Genomic DNA, 18502 nt, shown 5'->3' with positions numbered 1-18502 from the left:
AAATACTTATGCTGCGTGTTGCAGTCCCCAATAAGGGCATGCTGTCTCAGGCTGCCGTCACCATGCTCACCGAAGCTGGCTACCTCCAGCGCCGCGACTCCCGCGAACTCGTGCTCGTCGACCAGGAAAACGAGGTGGAGTTCTTCTACCTGCGCCCCCGCGATATCGCCGTGTACGTCGGCGAGGGTACTCTGGACGTCGGTATCACCGGCCGGGACCTGCTGCTGGACGCTGGAACCCACGCCGAAGAAGCTCTCTCCCTTGATTTTGCCCGCTCCACCTTCCGCCTGGCCGGGCCCGCCGGTACCTACACCGACCCGTCCGAACTTGAAGGTAAGCGCATCGCCACCAGCTACAAGCGCCTGCTGACCGACTACCTGGAACGCTCCGGCATCAACGCGTCGGTGGTGCGCCTGGATGGCGCTATTGAGTCCTCGATTCGTTTAGGCGTTGCGGACGCCATCGCCGACGTCGTAGAAACCGGCAACACCATGCGCGCAGCCGGTCTGGAACCTTTCGGTGACCCGATTATGCGCTCCGAGGCCCTGCTGATTAAGCGCCCCGGCGTTGAGGACCACGCCGGTCTTGAGCGCCTCCAGCGCCGCCTGCAGGGTGTGCTGATTGCCCGCCAGTACGTGATGATTGACTACAACATCGAAGAGGCTAACCTTAAGGCTGCCACCACTCTGACCCCCGGCCTTGAAGCCCCGACCATCTCGCCGCTCTCGCGCGAGGGCTGGGTTGCTGTGCGCTCCATGGTGCCGCGCAAGGCAGCGAATAATGTCATGGATTCCCTCTACGAGATCGGTGGCCGCGGCATCCTAGTCACCGCCATTCAGGCCGCGCGCCTGTAACTTTACCCGGCGGCGTCCTTGCCCCTGATATGGGCGGACGCCGCCGCTTCAGTTTTGCTTTCAAGGAAAGGGGGCGCGCCCGTGGGTGTTGCCATTCGTGTTATTCCGTGTCTTGATGTGGACGCCGGCCGCGTGGTCAAGGGCGTCAAGTTTGAGGGCCTGCGCGACGCTGGCGACCCGGTAGAACTCGCCAAGCGCTACAACGCTGAGGGCGCCGATGAGCTGACCTTCCTGGATGTCACCGCCTCTTCTTCTGACCGCCAGACCACCTTCGATGTGGTGTCATCGACCGCTGAGCAGGTCTTTATCCCGCTGACCGTGGGCGGGGGAGTGCGCACCGCTGAGGACGTCGACCGCCTGCTGCGCACCGGCGCCGATAAGGCCTCTATCAACACTGCCGCTATTGCCCGGCCCGAGGTGATTAACGAGATTACCGAGCGGTTTGGCTCCCAGGTGCTGGTGCTCTCGGCGGACGCCAAGAGGTCGGACGCTACTCCGTCTGGCTATGAGGTGACTACCCATGGCGGCCGCACATCCACCGGGCTTGACCTGCTTGAATGGGTTGCTGAGGCCCAGGAACGCGGCGTGGGCGAGATCCTGCTGAACTCCATTGACGCCGACGGCACCAAGGCCGGCTTTGACCTGCCCATGATTCGGGCGGTGCGCTCTGTCGTCACCGTACCCCTGATTGCCTCCGGCGGCGCAGGCGCAGCCGAGCACTTCCCACCCGCCATCGAAGCAGGCGCGGACGCCGTCCTCGCCGCTTCGATCTTCCACTTCGGCGAGGTCAGCATTGGGGAAGTGAAGGACGCAATCCGAGCGGCGGGGTACGAAGTACGGTAGGGAAAGACAAGTAAGGCGCACCAGGCTCACGCTCGCTGCCGACCCTCTCGCCTGGTTCGCTTCGCTCACGAGGCGATTCACGCCAGCCCCGAGCCAACAGCTTCGCTGTGAGCCTGGCTTGCCTAACCTCTGCCAGCTGGCTTGAGTATAATTTATTTGTTCTTATCGTCTTGAAGGTTCAGGATTCTATTCTTCATAGAATTAAAATCATTTCTACTCTTTAATCATTTTTTGCAAGCGGTAAATCTTTGAGTTTTTCAGAGCTCCAAAAAAGTAAAGAGGCTTATTCAAAAGTAGGCACGCACCCCACACCCACCAACTAGACAACGGCCCCACCCGCGGCAAAAATATGAGCGTTAAATCTCTACAAATAACCTCAAGCCATACCGGACAAGACCGTTGCTACACCAGCGTACAACCGGCCTCACAGCCACGCAATTCGCCACACTACACACAGCCCTCACCCATCACCTCACCTGGTCAAAACCAGGCGGAAGACCACCAGCGCTAACCCTCACCCAAGCCCTCAAAATCACCCTGCTCTACCACCGCCACAACCTCACCGAAGAACTCCTCGCAGAACTTTTTGCTGTCTCTCAATCGACAGTCTCACGAGCTATCAACATCATCGAAAAGGCCCTGGAGAAGATTCTCACTCCGCTGACTCAGCCTTTGAAAGAAAGCCTCAAAGCACCCGGGTCCTTAGTAGTTGACGGGACTCTGATACCCACGTGGAATTGGCGTTCACTTGGTAAAACAAATTTCTCTGGAAAGCACAAACGAGCCGGATTCAACCACCAAGTCATTTGCACCTTGGATGGAAAGTTGCTGGCTATCACAGACCCGGTGCCCGGGGCCAGGCATGATGCTTACGCCTTCAAACATCATGGCTTGGAAAGATATCTTGATGAGAGCACTGTGGCTGATAAGGGCTATATCGGGTTGGGGTTGGCTACCCCGGCCAGGCGCAAGCCGGGTCAGCGGCTGAGTCGGGAGCAGAGGCGGAATAATCGGGTGCTGAATCGGCTGCGGTCGGTGGTGGAGCGGGTTATCGCTCACATCAAGACTTGGCGGATTCTTCATACGGGGTTTAGGCGGCCGTTGGGGTTGTATGGGCGGGTGTTTGCGGTGGTGCGGGGGTTGGTGTTTTTGGCTGCGGGTGGGACTTTTGAATAAGCCTCAAAGTCGCGCTTACGTCGCTTAACTCTTCTAGAAAACTCTCTTTATTATTTGTTGCTTTTGCTTCTAAAATTTGTCTTCGTCTTTCAAGGCACCATTCAGCCAACCTGGGAAAGCGGGGGTTTGCGGCAACTGCGAACTGTATTAAGAGGCTTATTCAAAAGTAGACACGCACCCCACACCCACCAACTAGACAACGACCCCACCCGCGGCAAAAATATGAGCGTTAAATCTCTACAAATAACCTCAAGCCATACCGGACAAGACCGTTGCCACACCAGCGTACAACCGGCCTCACAGCCACGCAATTCGCCACACTACACACAGCCCTCACCCATCACCTCACCTGGTCAAAACCAGGCGGAAGACCACCAGCGCTAACCCTCACCCAAGCCCTCAAAATCACCCTGCTCTACCACCGCCACAACCTCACCGAAGAACTCCTCGCAGAACTTTTTGCTGTCTCTCAATCGACAGTCTCACGAGCTATCAACACCATCGAAAAGGCCCTGGAGAAGATTCTCACTCCGCTGACTCAGCCTTTGAAAGAAAGCCTCAAAGCACCCGGGTCCTTAGTAGTTGACGGGACTCTGATACCCACGTGGAATTGGCGTTCACTTGGTAAAACAAATTTCTCTGGAAAGCACAAACGAGCCGGATTCAACCACCAAGTCATTTGCACCTTGGATGGAAAGTTGCTGGCTATCACAGACCCGGTGCCCGGGGCCAGGCATGATGCTTACGCCTTCAAACATCATGGCTTGGAAAGATATCTTGATGAGAGCACTGTGGCTGATAAGGGCTATATCGGGTTGGGGTTGGCTACCCCGGCCAGGCGCAAGCCGGGTCAGCGGCTGAGTCGGGAGCAGAGGCGGAATAATCGGGTGCTGAATCGGCTGCGGTCGGTGGTGGAGCGGGTTATCGCTCACATCAAGACTTGGCGGATTCTTCATACGGGGTTTAGGCGGCCGTTGGGGTTGTATGGGCGGGTGTTTGCGGTGGTGCGGGGGTTGGTGTTTTTGGCTGCGGGTGGGACTTTTGAATAAGCCTCTAAGCCTATGTTGAATTCTCGAGGTGAGTCTTCGAACTGGATATTGAAAACCAAAGCAGCAAGCTCTCCAGCCTGCTGTCTGAGTTGAGTTTCTTTTTCGTGCCTACGTTCTAGCCATCGACCTATAAACACTGCAATGACTGCGCCAATTAATCCAACTACTGAACCGGCAAATCCACTAAAGAGAATTTTTATCCACTCAGTCCAATACATTCATTTCTCCTCGTTCATTTATGTGTCGGGTAGGGCGGTTCCACTTTAGTAGGTGCACACTTTTCTAGCGTTTCTCTGAAGCTAGACGGCTAAATGTTTTTTCGAGGTCTTTGATGGGCAGGCTGTTGTGCAGAGACTTTGCCTGTAGAGCATAGATACTCCGTTCTGCGTCTGTTGGCCCATCTGTGCCACGCGTATGCTCGGTGCGTGAACGATAAGTTGTGGTTTTACTATTGGTCTTTAGTGCCTTTTTAGCTTTCCTGACTGCTCTATACATCGCAGAACTCACAGCGCTAATAGTCATTTCCTACCCTCCTATCCCTTGAAGATGACTACTGAGGTGAACTGCTTAATTCACCTAGTACTTTACCAACTTGTACATCGGATGTACAAAATTTTGTGCATTGAATGTACAATTTGACCTATGACGTTCTATCCCAGATTCCTTGAGCCCAAGATACTTGACCTGCTTGCTGTTGCGCCTGTCGTGATTATCGAAGGCGCTCGTGCAGTGGGGAAGACAAGCTTGGTGAACAAGCTGGCTCATGAGGGGTATCTTAAGGCAGTTTATTCGATGGCTGATACCGGCCTGCGAGCAGTGGTTGAGGCTGATACAGTGGGTTGGCTCCGTGGTCTAGAGTGGCCCTGCGCAATCGACGAAGCTCAGCTGGTTCCTGAGCTACCGGTTGCTGTGAAACAGGTTCTAGATGAGAACCAGGACTCAATTCGTCTAGTTCTTACCGGTTCTTCAAGCATCGGGCAAAGCGGCTTTGGCGGCACTGATCCTCTGGCACGCAGGGCTTTACGAGTATCATTAGAGCCTTTAAGCGAGGCAGAAATCAGCTCTCCCCATCAGCAGCCGTGGTCTGTGATAGATGCTCTATTTGATGCAAATCCGGTTACAGGGGAACAAACACAACCTCTGGATATTGAATCTGACGCGATTGTTTTAGGGGGTATGCCCCAGTATCGTCGGTTTGCTGGCAATTCAGTGACCTCAACGTTAGGCCTGGCTATTGACGAGGGGATAAGAAGCATCCTAACTCAGCGGGTAAAGCCAGGTGAGTCGTTTGATCAGGTACGTGCACACGAGATTTTGGCTTATGTTTTAAGGCACCCTGCTTCAGAGCTAAATATCTCTGAAATGGGCAGAGAACTCTCAATGGACCGCCGCACAGTTGATTCTTATCTCGACGCTCTCGAAAAACGTTTCTTGATATATGAGGTCCCCAACCTGCATCGGGCTTCAAAGAGGTCTTTGCGGTCTTCAGCAAAGTTTTTCCCCGCAGATGTGGCTTTATCCGCTCGGTCTTTGGTAAGTACGAGTGATGCACAGTTAGTTGATGCAGATGTACGAGGGCGTCTGATTGAGACGCTGGTGATGCAGCAGATACGTGCCCATGCTGGATGGGCTGAGCGTAGTGTGGATATATTCCATTGGCGACAGCGGATTAAGAATAAGGACGTTGAGGTCGATGTAGTCTTGCGTGATTCTGCGGGTTCTCTCATCGCACTGGAAGTGAAAGCTTCTGCGCGTGTAAAGCCTGAATTCTTGAAGGGGTTGAAGAGCTTTCAAGAATTGTATGGTGACAGGGTTACACGGGGCTTCGTCGTTTGTAACGTGGCTCGGCCTGTGCCTTTAGGCGAGAAAATTTGGGCTCTTCCCTTGGCCGCCTTGTGGGACGCTAGTTTGTGGCAGGGGTTGATGAACAGAGCGCGCGCAACTGCGATAGAGCCACGAGCAGAGCTTGAGCCCTCTAAGAAAACTGGCGATGTTGATGTGCGTGTCGTTGCTAGTTTCGCTGCGGCTGATGAGGGCTCTGCGTTAGCAGGGAATATTCGTGGCTTTGCTGAAGATGTTGCTGATGCTGTTGAGGGTCTGTCTGGTTTGAGCGTTGAGCTTGTTTTGGATGATGATCCGGCACATTTTACTCATACGCTGGGCGCGGACGCTGACGAGCAGGTACCCCTTGTTGGCTTGGCTTTGGTGACGCCTCGCTGGGTCAAGCAAATAGGTGACTTGTCTGTGTTAGACGGCAAGAATATTGTGCCGGTTCTGTGGATTGCTAACTCTAAGATTCCAGAGGAACAGAGTAGGGCTGTTCTTGATTTAACGGATGTGCGTCGTGCAGATCGTGATTCCGCACAGTACCGCCTGGGCGTGGAGCAGGTGGCGGAGAGCTTGCTCTCTAAGATGTCCCACAATATCTAGTGGCTCAGCTCCTCCACCTTCTCGCCGCGCAGCAGTTCGTACAGGCCCATGTCGAGCATGAACTCTACGAACTGCTCCGCGGGTAGCTTGCGCACGTGGTCAATCAGGTCAGCTGTATCTGAGCTGTAGTCCCAGAGCTTATTCGCCAGGCCAACGCGCACATTCTTCGAATGGTAGAAGTCCACCTTGGTGTTGGCCATGGCGCTTTGTTTGAGCCCGGCGTCCTTGGCCGCCTCAGCCACGAAGGTAGTAGCAAAGCCCACCTGGTGCTCGTCACTCAGGTCAAGGCCGTGGAAGTACTTATTAATCTTCTCAATCAGTTCAGAGCGGGCTTTGCGCTCGCGCTCCTGGATACTGGCGAGGCCGGCCTCCGTCATGCCCTGCAGCCCAGCCGCCTGGGAGGACGCGAGCTTCAAGTCTTCCTCTTCGCGCAGCTTTTCGAGGCGGTAGTGGGTGAGGACGATGTCGTCCACGTTCACGACCTCCGGGGATACTTCATCGAGGGTAAAGCGGCGTAGCTTGCGCGAGAGCAGGTCGGCAAAGGCTGAGAGCTTCTCGTAGTAGGGGTCACCGAAGTTGAAGATTTGTGAGAAGAAGGCGTAGGACTTCACATATTGGGCCAGGGTTGAGCGGAACTCCAGCAGTACTTCAAGGGCGGCTCGGTCTGCAGAACCGTCAATCCCTTCCTGCGCTGCCCGCCAGCGCGTCACAAACCGCTGCACGGGTATGGAGATGAGCGAGTCAAAGGACGCCTGCCGGGCACCGGGGCTAACCCATTTTTCCCAAAACTGTTCCACATCGGCCCGGTTGTAGATACTTGCTGCCTCTAGCTTGTCCACCTGCTTGGCAACCAGGTCGAGATCTGATTCAGTCTCAATGCGGGCGTCCTCGTAGTACTCGGCGAAGGCGGCGCGAATCTGCTCGGGGTCGTTGACGAAGTCCAGAATGTAGGTGTTCTCTTTGCCGTCAGCCCGGCGGTTGAGGCGGGAGAGGGTCTGCACGGCGGTGATTCCCGAGAGTTTCTTATCCACATACATAGCGACCAGAAGGGGCTGGTCGAAGCCGGTCTGGTACTTGTTGGCCACAATTAGAATGTGCTGGCCGTCCTGGTTGAAGACCTCAGCTAGGTTCCTGCCCTTGAGCTCTGGGTTCATGGACGCTTCGGTCACGGTGGGCGTATCAACCCCGGGCACTACCTCGACGTCTGGGTCGGGCAGTTCACCGGAGAAAGCAACTAGGGTCTTCAGGGGCAGGGCTCTCTCTGCGATAGCTTTTTCAAAAGCCCGCTGGTAGCGCACGGCAGCTGCCCGGGAGGACGTCACCACCATGGCTTTGGCTTTTCCGCCCAGCTCCTGCTTGACCCGGCCCTCAAAGTGTTCAAGAATCACCGCAACCTTGGAGGCAACATTGGTGGGGTGTAGCTCCACAAAGTTGATCAGGCTCTTGGTGCCCTTGCGGATGTCGATTTCTTCATCGGCTCCGCTGTCTTCATTTTTCTGGGCGATTTTGGCGGCCATTTGGTAGGTGGTGTAGTTTTTGAGCACATCAAGAATGAAGCCCTCTTCAATGGCCTGCTTCATGGGGTAGAGGTCGAAGGGCTGGTGGGGGCCGGTTCCATCGGCCCGGCGGCCAAAGACTTCCAGGGTTTTTGCCTTGGGGGTGGCGGTGAAGGCAAAGAAGGAGACCTGGTGGCCTTCACCGACTACCCGCTGGGCCATTTTGGTGAGGGCAACCTGGTCGGCTTCGGGGTCTGACTCTTCAATACCGGCGTCAATCTCGGTGTTGAGCATTTCCTTAATAGAGTCGGTTGCCTTGCCCGACTGGGAGGAGTGGGCTTCGTCAGCAATAATCGCAAAGTGCTTACCGGCCAGCTGGCCGCCTTCCTTGGTCATTTCTGCCAGGGCAAAGGGAAAAGTTTGTAGGGTCACGCCGATGATGGGCACGCCGGTGGTCAGGGCTTCAACCAGTTGCTTAGATTTGGAGTCGCCACTGCCTCGGGTAATGGGCTGGAAGGTTCCGGCGGTGGTGACGAGCTGGTCGATAGCGTCCTGGAGCTGCTGGTCGAGCACCTGCCGGTCGGCTATGACGATGACGGAGTCGAAGACGCGCTCGCCCTCTGGGGTGTGCAGGTTGGAGAGCCGGTGGGCCGTCCAGGCGATGGAGTCGGTTTTGCCGGAGCCCGCCGAGTGCTGCACCAGGTATTTTTGCCCGGCTCCTTCGGTGCGGGCTGCTTGGACGAGTTTGGTGACGGCCCGCCACTGGTGGTAGCGGGGGAATCTGATGTGGCTCTTATGGGTGGTTTTGCCGGTGAGGGGGTCGGTGATTTTTTGGTGGTTGGTGTAGATGAATTTGGTGAGGATGGTGATCCAGGTGTTGGGTTCGAGGATTTCTTCCCAGAAGTAGCTGGTGGCTAGTTTGCCGTCGATGATGGGGTTGCCTGCCCCGCCGTTGGCTCCGCGGTTGAAGGGGAGAAAGCTGGTGGCTTTGCCTGCCAGTTTGGTGGTCATGGCGATTTCGTCTTGGGTGAGGGCGAAGTGCACCAGGGCGCCACGGTGTTCTTGGAGCAGGGGTGAGGTTTTGGGGTCGCGGTCGGTGCGGTACTGCTTGATGGCCTCTTGCAGGGTTTGGGTGTATTCGCTTTTGAGTTCGATGGTGGCTACGGGTAGGCCGTTAATGAAGAGGACCAGGTCGATGCGGGCGGTTTCGTCTGCTGGGTTGTAGCGGACTTCTTCGACCACGCGCAGGATGTTCTTATGGTAGAGGGCGGTGAGGTCGGGGTTGCGGTTGTCTTGGGGCGGGTAGGCGATTAGCTGGAAGGGGCGGCGTGCCCCGGGCACGCTGAAGCCTTTGCGCAGGACGTTGAGGGTTCCGCCGCCTTGTTCTTCTGGGGCTGAGAGTTTGGTGACGAGCCGGTCGAGCAGGCGGTTTTCTTGGGCCTGCTGGGCGGCGGCGGGGTCTGCGCCGGGTTTAATGAGGGAGGCGTAGTTTTTGGGGTCGCTGGTTTTGAGCCAGGTGAGGACGTCTGCGGGGTAGAGGGCGCGCCTGGCGTCGTAGCCTGTGGAGTTGGGGGAGTGCACCCACCCGTGAGTAGCCAGGTAGGCGCAGATGTCTTGCTGGAGGGGACGTTCGAGGTGGGTGCGGGGCATGAACAATACTCCTATTCGGCGTGAAAACTAAAAATAAAATTATTAATTACATCAGACATAATTGGTATTTGGTGAAATATTCATTTTTTAAATCTAGGAATTTTCAAATTAATACAAAATGTGAAACAAGTGTTTGAAAATATATTAACTGTCCAGTTTTAAAGTAGAAATATTTTATATCTGAAAGATTGAGTAGAATAAACATTCAGGACAGTAATTAACATTGGGTGTTGTCAAACAAAAACTAGGATACATTACAAGTAATGGGTAGCTGATTCTAAGCACTGCGCTGCTTTTTAGCGTAAATAATACCCGCGTATTTTATTCTGTTTTTCATCTCCCTAAAGGTGACTATGCGAATATCATCTATCTTAAAATTAGATCGTTCCGTTCCATCAACTTTTAAGTCTTTAAATACAATGTCAGACCTTTTTTGACTCGTTTTCTTTGTCTCAAAGTAAGAATCCATTGCATTTATCGTTTTGATAATATTATCGGAATCCTTATTTTTTATATACTTTTCTAAACTTTCTGCATGATTCTTTTTAACAACTTTTGCAGCTACCTCCGCAGATATGGTTGGTTTCAGTACCTGGTTTGACGTAGGGCGCGCTAAGTACCTTTGCTCAGTCTCATCTTTATTGTCGGATATAAGGCCTGCAAGAGTAGAAAATGTTATGAACTCTAATGGATTTAATAGATTAATAATTAGCTCAATATTTGAAGAAGATGTGAAGTCATTTTTAATAATATGTGGACGTGATATGTGAATACAGTAGTCAGGTCCAGAAGGTTCATCTTCTTTTTCTGTAAAATGTATTTGAATTTTTTTCAGATACCGGATTAAATTTTCGTAAGGATCATGTCTATCCTGATTTTTTTCATTGAAACAACCAGCCAGTAAGCATATTAAGGGCGTAGAATATTCGTTAAATTTTTTAAAAAAATTACTTTCATCATATTTATCAGATTCGTTCATTAACACTTCAATTGAGCTTAAATTAATAATTCTCAATGTAGAGTTAAAATTTTTAGCGTGGTCCGCACAGGAAGCATTAAATTTGTTATCATGAGGACCCTGTGATTTAATATAAAATAGGTAGAATCCTGTACGCTCGTTGTCTGCACAAGCCTTCTTGATTGTGTTAAACTGCTTTTCATCTTTGTATTTTACACTTTTTAGAAATGATTTTTTTAAATTGTTTAAATCTTCAATTTTTTTAGCTTGGAATAAAATTTCAATTCGGCGGAAGTGGTCTGGATGCTTGTAAACCCAGAATCCCAAATCTGATCCAGTCTTTTGACTTTCAACATGTTTTGTAAATGTAAACACATTCCCGTAGGGATTTAGCGTGCCTTTATCGGAATCATGCCACTCACATCCTGGTTCGTCTCCATGATCTGGGCAAGCAGCTTCGATAGTATAGTGCCCCCCGGCTATTTGGCTTTTAAGAATATCAGTAATGGTTTCTTCACCCCAGGTGAATGAGGTTTTCTCTAAATGCAAAAGTTTATATACCGAGAAAGCGCCAAAATTTAACGGTTGCTGAACAAGAAGTTCTGTTTTCCATTTTTTTTCATTTGATTTCATCAAAAATCCTTGTTATATTGAGTAGTTTTTAATGTTTTTTGTTGTGCATTACATTATTTTGATGGTTTAGTCCCAAAAAGTGGTGATATATATTGTCTTATTATCGAATAAACACTTCAGTTTCGGTGAAAAATTCTTCTCCGTTTGGGGATTCCCACTTTACTTTACATACCGCAGAATTGGATGATGCTAATACCTGTAGGATATTAAATTCTGATTGTCCACCAGGCTTTAAGGAGCCAGCTGGTTGTGGCTCTCCATGGGAAATTACATCAAATAGTTCGTCTGGTTTTCCATTTGAATCTATGAACTGATATCTTACATTTTTTACAGGGACTCCAGTTAGGTTTTCAAGATTAAGTAAGTTTTTTGTCTTTGTTCTCAAACGACCTTTGCTATCGGTCTCCTGATATGATTCTTTTGTTATTGACGCCCAAACACCAATCGATGGGTTATCCATATCTAGTTTTTTAGAATCTGATATTTTTGATTCAGATGAAAATTTAGTTGAATGCGAGAAAGCAATTGATTGTAGAAATGCGTTAATGGCTTGAGTAAGTTCGTCAGTATCTGAATATTGCTTGTATAAACATTTAGTTTGAATTGATTCTAAATATTTTTCAAGTCTTAGCTTTTCTTCAGCTTCATGAACTCCGTTGGAGATAGATGGGACACGATTTACAAAAACTGCAACCTGTTTTCCCGCTTGTGCCAGGCGCTCAATTTCTTCCACCGTCCCAGATTCAAAGTTTTCAGTTTGAGTTCCAAGTTTTCCTGAAAATACTACGATTGCTAAATCAGAAGAGTCTACAATGGTTTCATTGATGATTTGCTGCGGATGCATGCCGAAAGTGGGGGAGACGCCTATTTTCCAATCAGTGGCTGCGAAATGTATCTTAGACATCCGTCCTGTCGTGGCATTCCACATGTGCATTGCATTAGTGATAATTTCACGGTGCTGAGGTGGTAGGTCAGAGGGTGAAGATAGGAGTACCTGTAAGATGTTGGCTTGATAAGGCATCGCTATTACCATTCCTTATTTATTTTTGCTTTTTTTAATTCAACGAGTAAATCGATAGAGGTTTGAATTTGTTGTTTTGTTTCTATTATTTCACCTAGTTTGTTAATGAGGGTTTGCGATGTTGCTATCTGATTTTGGTGGCTAAAATCAGGTATTTTAGCTTGAGCTAATTTTTCTGCAGTCAGGTGGGGGATTGTTGATTGGCTCGTCAGGTTCTCAAGCTCGCCAGAAAGCAACTTAGCTCGAATGCAAAAGTCAATAAAATGCGGATCAGCTAAACCTGGCTTAACTCGTACACGATTAATCGAATTCTGGAAACCCCATCCAGGTAAGTCTTCGGTCAGGACGGCGCTTCGGCCAAATCCAGCCCCACCCTCTACTACCAGAACATCACCCTTTTTCAAATCCAAATGCGCTAACTCGTCAGAAGAAAACCACATCTTCTTATAGTCCGACTGGTAAGTGAAAACACCGCCAGGCTGGATATTAGCTGCCCTGATATAGGGTGCCAATTCCATGCCACCTTTATTTGAAGGTGTAATCATCTTACCCAGCGTAATCTGAGCAAACCGTTTCAAAGGAACAGTTGGTGCATTGGTGGGAAACGTTAGCTGACGTAGTTCAGCATTGAACTTCTCAGTAGCCAGTTCAAGAAGACGTTGCTGGTCAGCGATGAACTCATCAATCTCCGCCAGCTCCCGGTCAAGCTTATCTGCGATTTTCTTTTGCTCTTCAAGCGGGGGTAGCGGTAGCCATGTCAGGTTGAACTCGTTAAATCGCATAGTCTGACCGTCTCTAAGCTGGTCAGTGACAGATGCGATTTGAGAAATATAGCTGGGAGATTTCAAAACATGCTTGAAAAATCCAGGATAAACGGCTTCAGACGGACGCAAAACGGTATATGCAGGACTAACTTTTCCTGGCATAGTTGCTAGTTCAAGACCGCCCTGAAAAGTGCGCAAATGGCTAATGAAATCGCCTGGTTCGACATGTTGCATCTGAGTTCCAGAAAGATTCTGAACAACCCTTGCACCAGTAATCTTCATGTATTCTTCTTGCGGCAGAACGCCATATCTCTGTGAGGGCGTTAGATGGATATCGCCAGGGCGTTCTGGTTCTTTGACCAGTTTGAAGATCCTACGGGGTTCAACAATCTTCCAATGGTTAGGGACCCCACCAGAAAGCCAACGAACCTTAAACGGTACTTTGTTACTCATTAACCCAGCACCTCTTCCAGCCTCTTCTTGATTCGGCCCAGTACCTCGTTGAGGTCGCGGTCAATCTCCTCCAGGGAGCGGGGCGGAACATACTCGTAGAAGTGACGGGTAAAAGGAATCTCCGCGCCCTCCTTGGTCTTAGACTCATCAATCCAGGCATCAGGCACAAAGGGTTTAACCTCACGCTCCAGGTACTCGTGAATATCCTCGCCCCAGTGCACATTCTCAGTATCGCGCAGGCTAGCGTCAGCCACCGGCTTCTTAGCCTTCAACACCACTTCGGCAGACTCATCGCGTTCAGCCAACTCATCCACCAACTTAGCCAAAGCCGCAGGCTTCACCAGGGCACCGGCGTCCGCAAACACCTGCAAAAGCTCAGCCTTCACACTAGCCACATCAGCACCAACGGCACCCGCTGTGCTCTCAACCAAGGCAGCAAGCGAAGCACGCACGGCGGCGTCCTCCCCCTCAGATAATTTGAGTTTGCCAAACTCCTTAGAAGCCAAGAGCCTCTCAACCCGCTCAGCAGAAAAACCCCAATTCAACCGCAAAGGGCGCTCCACCGTAATCGTGCGGTACATAAACTCCTCACGATCAAAAACCTTAGAACGCCTATCATCCGCTGAATCAAAAGCAGCGTACAGGCGGGTAATCTCAGCAATCTGCTCCTCACTCAACCGCTTACGCTTAGACCCCACCGACTTACGCATCTTCTCAAACATGTTGGTTGCGTCAATCAGCTGAACCTTACCCCTACGCTCAGCCTTCTTCTGCTTATTCAACACCCAGATATAGGTAGAAATACCGGTGTTATAGAACATGTCAGTAGGCAGACCAATAATCGCCTCAAGGTAGTCCTGGTCCAAAACCCACTTACGGATATTCGACTCACCAGAACCCGCGCCACCCGTAAAGAGGGGAGAGCCATTCAACACAATAGCCCCGCGGCCGCCCACCTGGGCAACACCATTGCTAGCAACCGTCGGCTCATTGAGCTTAGAAATCAGGTGCTGCAAGAAAAGGAGCGAACCATCAGACACACGGGGCAGTCCAGCACCAAACCGGCCCGCAAAACCCTGGTTCTTATGCTCAGCCTCAACCACAGCCTTAGCACCCTTCCAATCCACGCCAAAGGGCGGGTTGCTCAGCCCATAGTGGAAGGTGCGGTTCTCAAAAGCCGGGTCAGTCAGGGTATTACCCAGGGCGATGTTATCAACGTCCTGGCCCTTAACCACCATGTCCGCCTTACAAATCGCATACGACTCGGGGTTGAGCTCCTGGCCCAGCAAGCTCACATCGGCGGTGGGGTTCAGCTGATGAATCTTATCGTCAGCCACAGACAGCATACCGCCGGTGCCAGCGGTGGGATCATAGACCGACCGGGCAATATAATCAGTGCGCAAATCTTCATCATCAGCCAGCAGCAGGTTAACCATCAGCTCAATGACCTCGCGTGGGGTGAAGTGCTCACCGGCAGTCTCATTCGAAGCCTCAGCGAACTTGCGAATGAGCTCTTCGAAGATGTTGCCCATCTGCTCATTGCTCACATTCTCTGGGTGCAGATTCACCCGCGAGAAATGCTGAATCACCTGATAGAGCAGGTTCTGGGCGGCCAGGTCTGCGATAGTGTCTTCGAACTTATACTTCTCAAAAATATCGCGCACGTTCTCACTGAACTGGTTAATGTAAGAACGCAGATTCTGCTCAAGGGTATCGGGGTCATTAGTCACAGTCTTGAGGTTGTGCTGGGAGAGGTTATAGAAACTGTAATCGTGCCCCGCCCGGGCAGAGAGCATAGCCGGAGGAATCGTATCGAGCACATACCCCTCTGTTACCTCAAGAACAGCCTGCTTGGTCGGCTCAAGCACCGCGTCAAGACGTGCCAAGACCGTGAAAGGCAAAATAATCTGACCGTACTGATGCTGCTTATAGGTACCGCGCAACACATCAGCCACATTCCAAATGAACTGAGAATAGTTCAAAGAAGACACACAAGCCCCTCAAGATTGGCAAACTAATGGCTCAGCATAAAAGCCCTAGCCATCAGGCAGAGCTTTTACCCTGATGAAAACTAATCATACTCAAGGGGCAGGCTGGGAAGTTGAAGTGCAGCTCTTGTGTCTCACCTGCTCACCAGGGCAGGGAGGTGAGCTAGCCAGCTGCCGGTTAGGGTAGAAGTAAACCCCATAGAAGCGCAGGCGAAAGGACCCCACATGAAAACCCGCCCCTTCACCCAGGTCGATGTGTTCGGCTCGGTTCCGCTCAAGGGCAACCCTCTCGCCGTGGTGCTCGACGGCAGCGACCTCACCGACGAGCATATGCAGGACTTTGCCCGCTGGACCAATCTCTCAGAAACCACCTTCATCACCCAACCGACTGACGCTCGGGCCGACTACGCCGTCCGCATCTTCACCCCCGGCGGCGAACTGCCCTTCGCCGGGCACCCCACCCTGGGCAGCGCCCACGCCTGGCTAGAAGCAGGCGGCCAGCCGCAGCGCCCCGACGTCATCGTGCAAGAATGCGCCGCCGGGCTCATCGACATCACCCGCAGCGGCCAAGAGCTCTCCTTCGCCGCCCCGGCAACCGTCCGCACCGGTGCCCTTGATGAAGCAACCCTGGCAGACATCGCCACCACGCTAGGGCTAGAGCGCAGCCAGATTCTCTCCCACCAGTGGGTCGACAACGGGCCCGGCTGGTCAGCCGTCGAAATCGCAGACCCCGACCGTCTGCTCGCCCTCACCCCGGACTTCACCCGCGGCCCAGACCTCAAACTCGGCGTCTTCGCCATGCACCCGGAAGGTTCAGACATCGCCTACGATGTCCGCGCTTTCGTGCCAGGTATCAGCGTTTCTGAGGACCCTGTCACCGGCTCCCTCAACGCCTCCGTCGCCCAGTGGCTCGCCCGCGAAAACCGGGTTGCCGGAACCTACACCGTACGCCAGGGCACCTGCCTGCACCGCGACGGCAGACTCACCATCACGGTAGGGCAGGACGCCGGCCCCACCGGATCACCCGACATTTGGGTTGGCGGAAGAACCCACACCCTCATCAGGGGAGAGGTTAGTCTTTAGGTCTTTAATCCATCTGTTGGCTTGTGCTGCCCCGCCAGGCCGGGGCGGGCGTCCGTCCGCTCATTGAATGTAATCGAAAATGCCATCTGCGCGGTAAAAGAACGTGCAGATGGCATTTTCGGTTACATTCGGGAGCGACTGTGATATAAAGGTGTGAGGCGTCACCCACCGCCCAGCGCTTTGCCCCTGTGACTCTAGCAAGCAGGCCATCAGTGCGAAGGGAAGAGAATTCTCGGGTTGCACCGGCATTCCAAGACCGGGGTAGGCACCACCGAACCGTCGATTGATACCGCAGCTAGAGTGCGAAGAAAGTCGATACCCGTGACTGCCCAATCAAACTTCAAAAAGCTCGTGCGTGCCCGCATGGAAGAAACCGGTGAGAACTACACCACCGCCCGAGCAGCCCTCCTCGAGACCAAGCCTACGACCGACGTCCTGAACGATCCCCGTGAACAAGCCTACGCAGAGCACCGCACAGTCGTTGACCGTTTTCTGCAGGGCGGACGCCTGACCTCCTGGCCCTCCAAGCGCCGCACCCGCGCCCACCTGCTGTTGCACCTGGTGACCTATTTTGAGCCAGGGCGCACCTACACCGAGAAACAGGTCAACGAGATTCTGGCCGCCCTCTGGCAGGACTATGCCTTTATGCGTCGGGAGATGGTCGAGTACGGTTACCTGGTGCGAACTGCTGATGCATCCGCCTATTGCCTGGCGACCCGGGTGCCTGACCGGGCAGGTACCGTGCTGGCTGCCGAGGCTCCGGCCTGGGAAGCGATGTGGCTGCCGGGTTACCTGGCCGCAGAGGCTCTGTAGCAACTAGGGACCAGATTCCTCCCAAAATCCTTGTGGTGCACACATACTATTGAGAGTTTTCTGGTCCCTACTTGGGGCGGGGCGGAGCAGGCGTGCGCCACAACCGACCCTTAGCTCACCTCAACCCGGGCCGCAGCCTCGCGCCCGAAGAGGTAGAGCACCAGTTCGCCCGGCTCGCCGGTCAGCACAGTCGCAACCTGGCCAGCAGGCGGAGCAAGCACAGTATGAACAGCGGGGGAGTAGCCCGGAGCTTCCAACACCAGCCCGTGAGGGTACTTCTTCCCGGCCATCATGCGAGCGCGCGCCCGCAGCACCTTCCACATCTTCTCCTGCACACCCTCAGCCAGCTCGCGCGGGGCAGGCTGCTCGCCGTCAGTGAGTGAGGCGCGGCGGACGTCCTCGGTATGCACAAAGTACTCAATCAGGTTCATCGCCTCGTCCAGACCCGGGAAGCGCGTGCGCATGTGCAGGTAACCCGGCAGCGCCTCAAAATCGCGCAGGGCCTTCTCATAGCGGCGCTGGCCGGTCAGCTCATTGGCAAGCTGGTCGGTGTAGCGTTCGGTGCGCGCAGCCAGCGGGCCGCCCGGCATGCCCGCTGCAATCAGAGGCTTGCTTTCGCGCACCAGCAGGTGGGTGGCGAGATGGCGGGTTTCCCAGCCCTCGCAGAGGGTAGGTGCGGACGGCCCCGCGGCAGCGAGAGCATCAAGTAGGGCGGTGCGTTCTGAGGTAACAAGGGCAGAAGAAGTCATACGCCCAGTCTAAACCTGAACGATGGGTTGCCCAGCGCAGGCACCAGCCCTACAAACACCAGCCCCAGCCCGTAGCCAGATGCTGAGAGCTGCCCCAGCCCTGCTACCGCCATCAGCTAGGATGGAAAGGTGAGTACACCAGCACCCAGCGCCACCGAGGGCGTTTCACTGCCCGCCGATATTGCCGACCGCCTCAAGCGCGACGAGAACGGCCTTTTTGCCGCCATCATCCAGCAGTACGACACCCGCGATGTGCTCATGCTCGGCTGGATGAACGATGAAGCCCTGCGCCGCACCCTCACCGAAGGGCGGGTTACCTTTTGGTCCCGCTCCCGCCAGGAATACTGGCGCAAGGGAGACACCAGCGGCCACTACCAGTACGTCAAAAGCGTCAGCATTGACTGCGACGGCGACGCCCTGCTGATTGAGGCAGACCAGGTAGGGGCAGCCTGCCACACCGGCACCACCACCTGCTTCCACGCCGGGGGCGCCCTGCCAGCTGCCACCGGCGTCCGCCCCGAATAGCACCCCAGACACACCAC

At 53.2% G+C, this 18502-nt stretch carries 14 protein-coding genes; 8 read left to right on the top strand and 6 right to left on the bottom strand.

The annotated features are described in order from the left end of the window. The first annotated feature begins 8 nt into the window (after window positions 1-8). The 5 genes from hisG (at window position 9) to ACEE43_RS03870 (ending at window position 6352) form a co-directional block, all read left to right on the top strand. Window positions 9-854: an ATP phosphoribosyltransferase gene (gene hisG / locus ACEE43_RS03890; RefSeq protein WP_449107402.1), complete on the top strand. Its 846-nt coding sequence runs from the start codon at window positions 9-11 to the stop codon at window positions 852-854. Between the two features lie 81 nt (window positions 855-935). Then, window positions 936-1697 (top strand): imidazole glycerol phosphate synthase subunit HisF, encoded by a 762-nt coding sequence (gene hisF / locus ACEE43_RS03885; protein ID WP_449107403.1) that lies wholly within the window; start codon window positions 936-938, stop codon window positions 1695-1697. A 399-nt stretch (window positions 1698-2096) separates the two neighbouring features. Further along, window positions 2097-2873, top strand: coding sequence for a transposase family protein (locus tag ACEE43_RS03880; RefSeq protein WP_449122295.1), 777 nt, complete (start codon window positions 2097-2099; stop codon window positions 2871-2873). Window positions 2874-3145: 272 nt separating this feature from the next. Beyond that, on the top strand, window positions 3146-3922 hold the full coding sequence (locus ACEE43_RS03875; RefSeq protein WP_449122291.1) for a transposase family protein: 777 nt from the start codon (window positions 3146-3148) through the stop codon (window positions 3920-3922). 642 nt (window positions 3923-4564) lie between these two features. Beyond that, window positions 4565-6352 carry an ATP-binding protein gene (locus tag ACEE43_RS03870; protein ID WP_449106971.1) on the top strand — a complete coding sequence of 596 codons (1788 nt, stop codon included), beginning with the start codon at window positions 4565-4567 and terminating at the stop codon, window positions 6350-6352. Here the strand turns inward: ACEE43_RS03870 and ACEE43_RS03865 are convergent. The 5 genes from ACEE43_RS03865 to ACEE43_RS03845 all read right to left on the bottom strand — a co-directional run bounded on the left by ACEE43_RS03865 (window position 6349) and on the right by ACEE43_RS03845 (window position 15318). Continuing rightward, the gene (locus ACEE43_RS03865) at window positions 6349-9498 is read right to left on the bottom strand and encodes a type I restriction endonuclease subunit R (protein WP_449106970.1); all 3150 of its coding nucleotides are present in this window, start codon (window positions 9496-9498) and stop codon (window positions 6349-6351) included. The two genes, ACEE43_RS03870 and ACEE43_RS03865, sit on opposite strands and share 4 nt — an antisense overlap. 277 nt (window positions 9499-9775) lie before the next feature. Continuing rightward, window positions 9776-11089 carry a hypothetical protein gene (locus ACEE43_RS03860; RefSeq protein ID WP_449106969.1) on the bottom strand — a complete coding sequence of 438 codons (1314 nt, stop codon included), beginning with the start codon at window positions 11087-11089 and terminating at the stop codon, window positions 9776-9778. Between the two features lie 100 nt (window positions 11090-11189). Further along, on the bottom strand, window positions 11190-12110 hold the full coding sequence (locus ACEE43_RS03855; protein WP_431464285.1) for a hypothetical protein: 921 nt from the start codon (window positions 12108-12110) through the stop codon (window positions 11190-11192). Between the two features lie 5 nt (window positions 12111-12115). Next, window positions 12116-13327: a restriction endonuclease subunit S gene (locus ACEE43_RS03850; protein ID WP_431464286.1), complete on the bottom strand. Its 1212-nt coding sequence runs from the start codon at window positions 13325-13327 to the stop codon at window positions 12116-12118. After that, window positions 13327-15318: a type I restriction-modification system subunit M gene (locus ACEE43_RS03845; RefSeq protein WP_449106967.1), complete on the bottom strand. Its 1992-nt coding sequence runs from the start codon at window positions 15316-15318 to the stop codon at window positions 13327-13329. Before ACEE43_RS03845 ends, ACEE43_RS03850 begins: the two co-directional genes overlap by 1 nt. Before the next feature lie 222 nt (window positions 15319-15540). Here ACEE43_RS03845 and ACEE43_RS03840 point away from each other — a divergent pair, with 222 nt between their 5' ends. Both ACEE43_RS03840 and ACEE43_RS03835 read left to right on the top strand, forming a co-directional pair. Then, window positions 15541-16398, top strand: a complete 858-nt coding sequence (locus ACEE43_RS03840) for a PhzF family phenazine biosynthesis protein (RefSeq protein WP_449106966.1) — start codon at window positions 15541-15543, stop codon at window positions 16396-16398. A gap of 321 nt (window positions 16399-16719) precedes the next feature. Continuing rightward, the gene (locus tag ACEE43_RS03835) at window positions 16720-17211 is read left to right on the top strand and encodes a DUF2087 domain-containing protein (RefSeq protein ID WP_449106965.1); all 492 of its coding nucleotides are present in this window, start codon (window positions 16720-16722) and stop codon (window positions 17209-17211) included. Between the two features lie 110 nt (window positions 17212-17321). Here the strand turns inward: ACEE43_RS03835 and ACEE43_RS03830 are convergent, their stop codons facing one another. Next, complete coding sequence (locus tag ACEE43_RS03830) at window positions 17322-17960, bottom strand: TIGR03085 family metal-binding protein (protein WP_449106964.1); 639 nt, start codon at window positions 17958-17960, stop codon at window positions 17322-17324. 129 nt (window positions 17961-18089) lie between these two features. On the opposite strand from ACEE43_RS03830, the gene hisI reads away from it, so the two are divergent. After that, window positions 18090-18485 (top strand): phosphoribosyl-AMP cyclohydrolase, encoded by a 396-nt coding sequence (gene hisI / locus ACEE43_RS03825; protein ID WP_449106963.1) that lies wholly within the window; start codon window positions 18090-18092, stop codon window positions 18483-18485. The last annotated feature ends 17 nt before the right edge of the window (window positions 18486-18502 follow it).

This window comes from Rothia sp. 11254D007BW, assembly GCF_053548195.1.
Note: the sequence above shows the minus strand (reverse complement) of the source record. Positions and strands in the feature narration are given on the sequence as shown.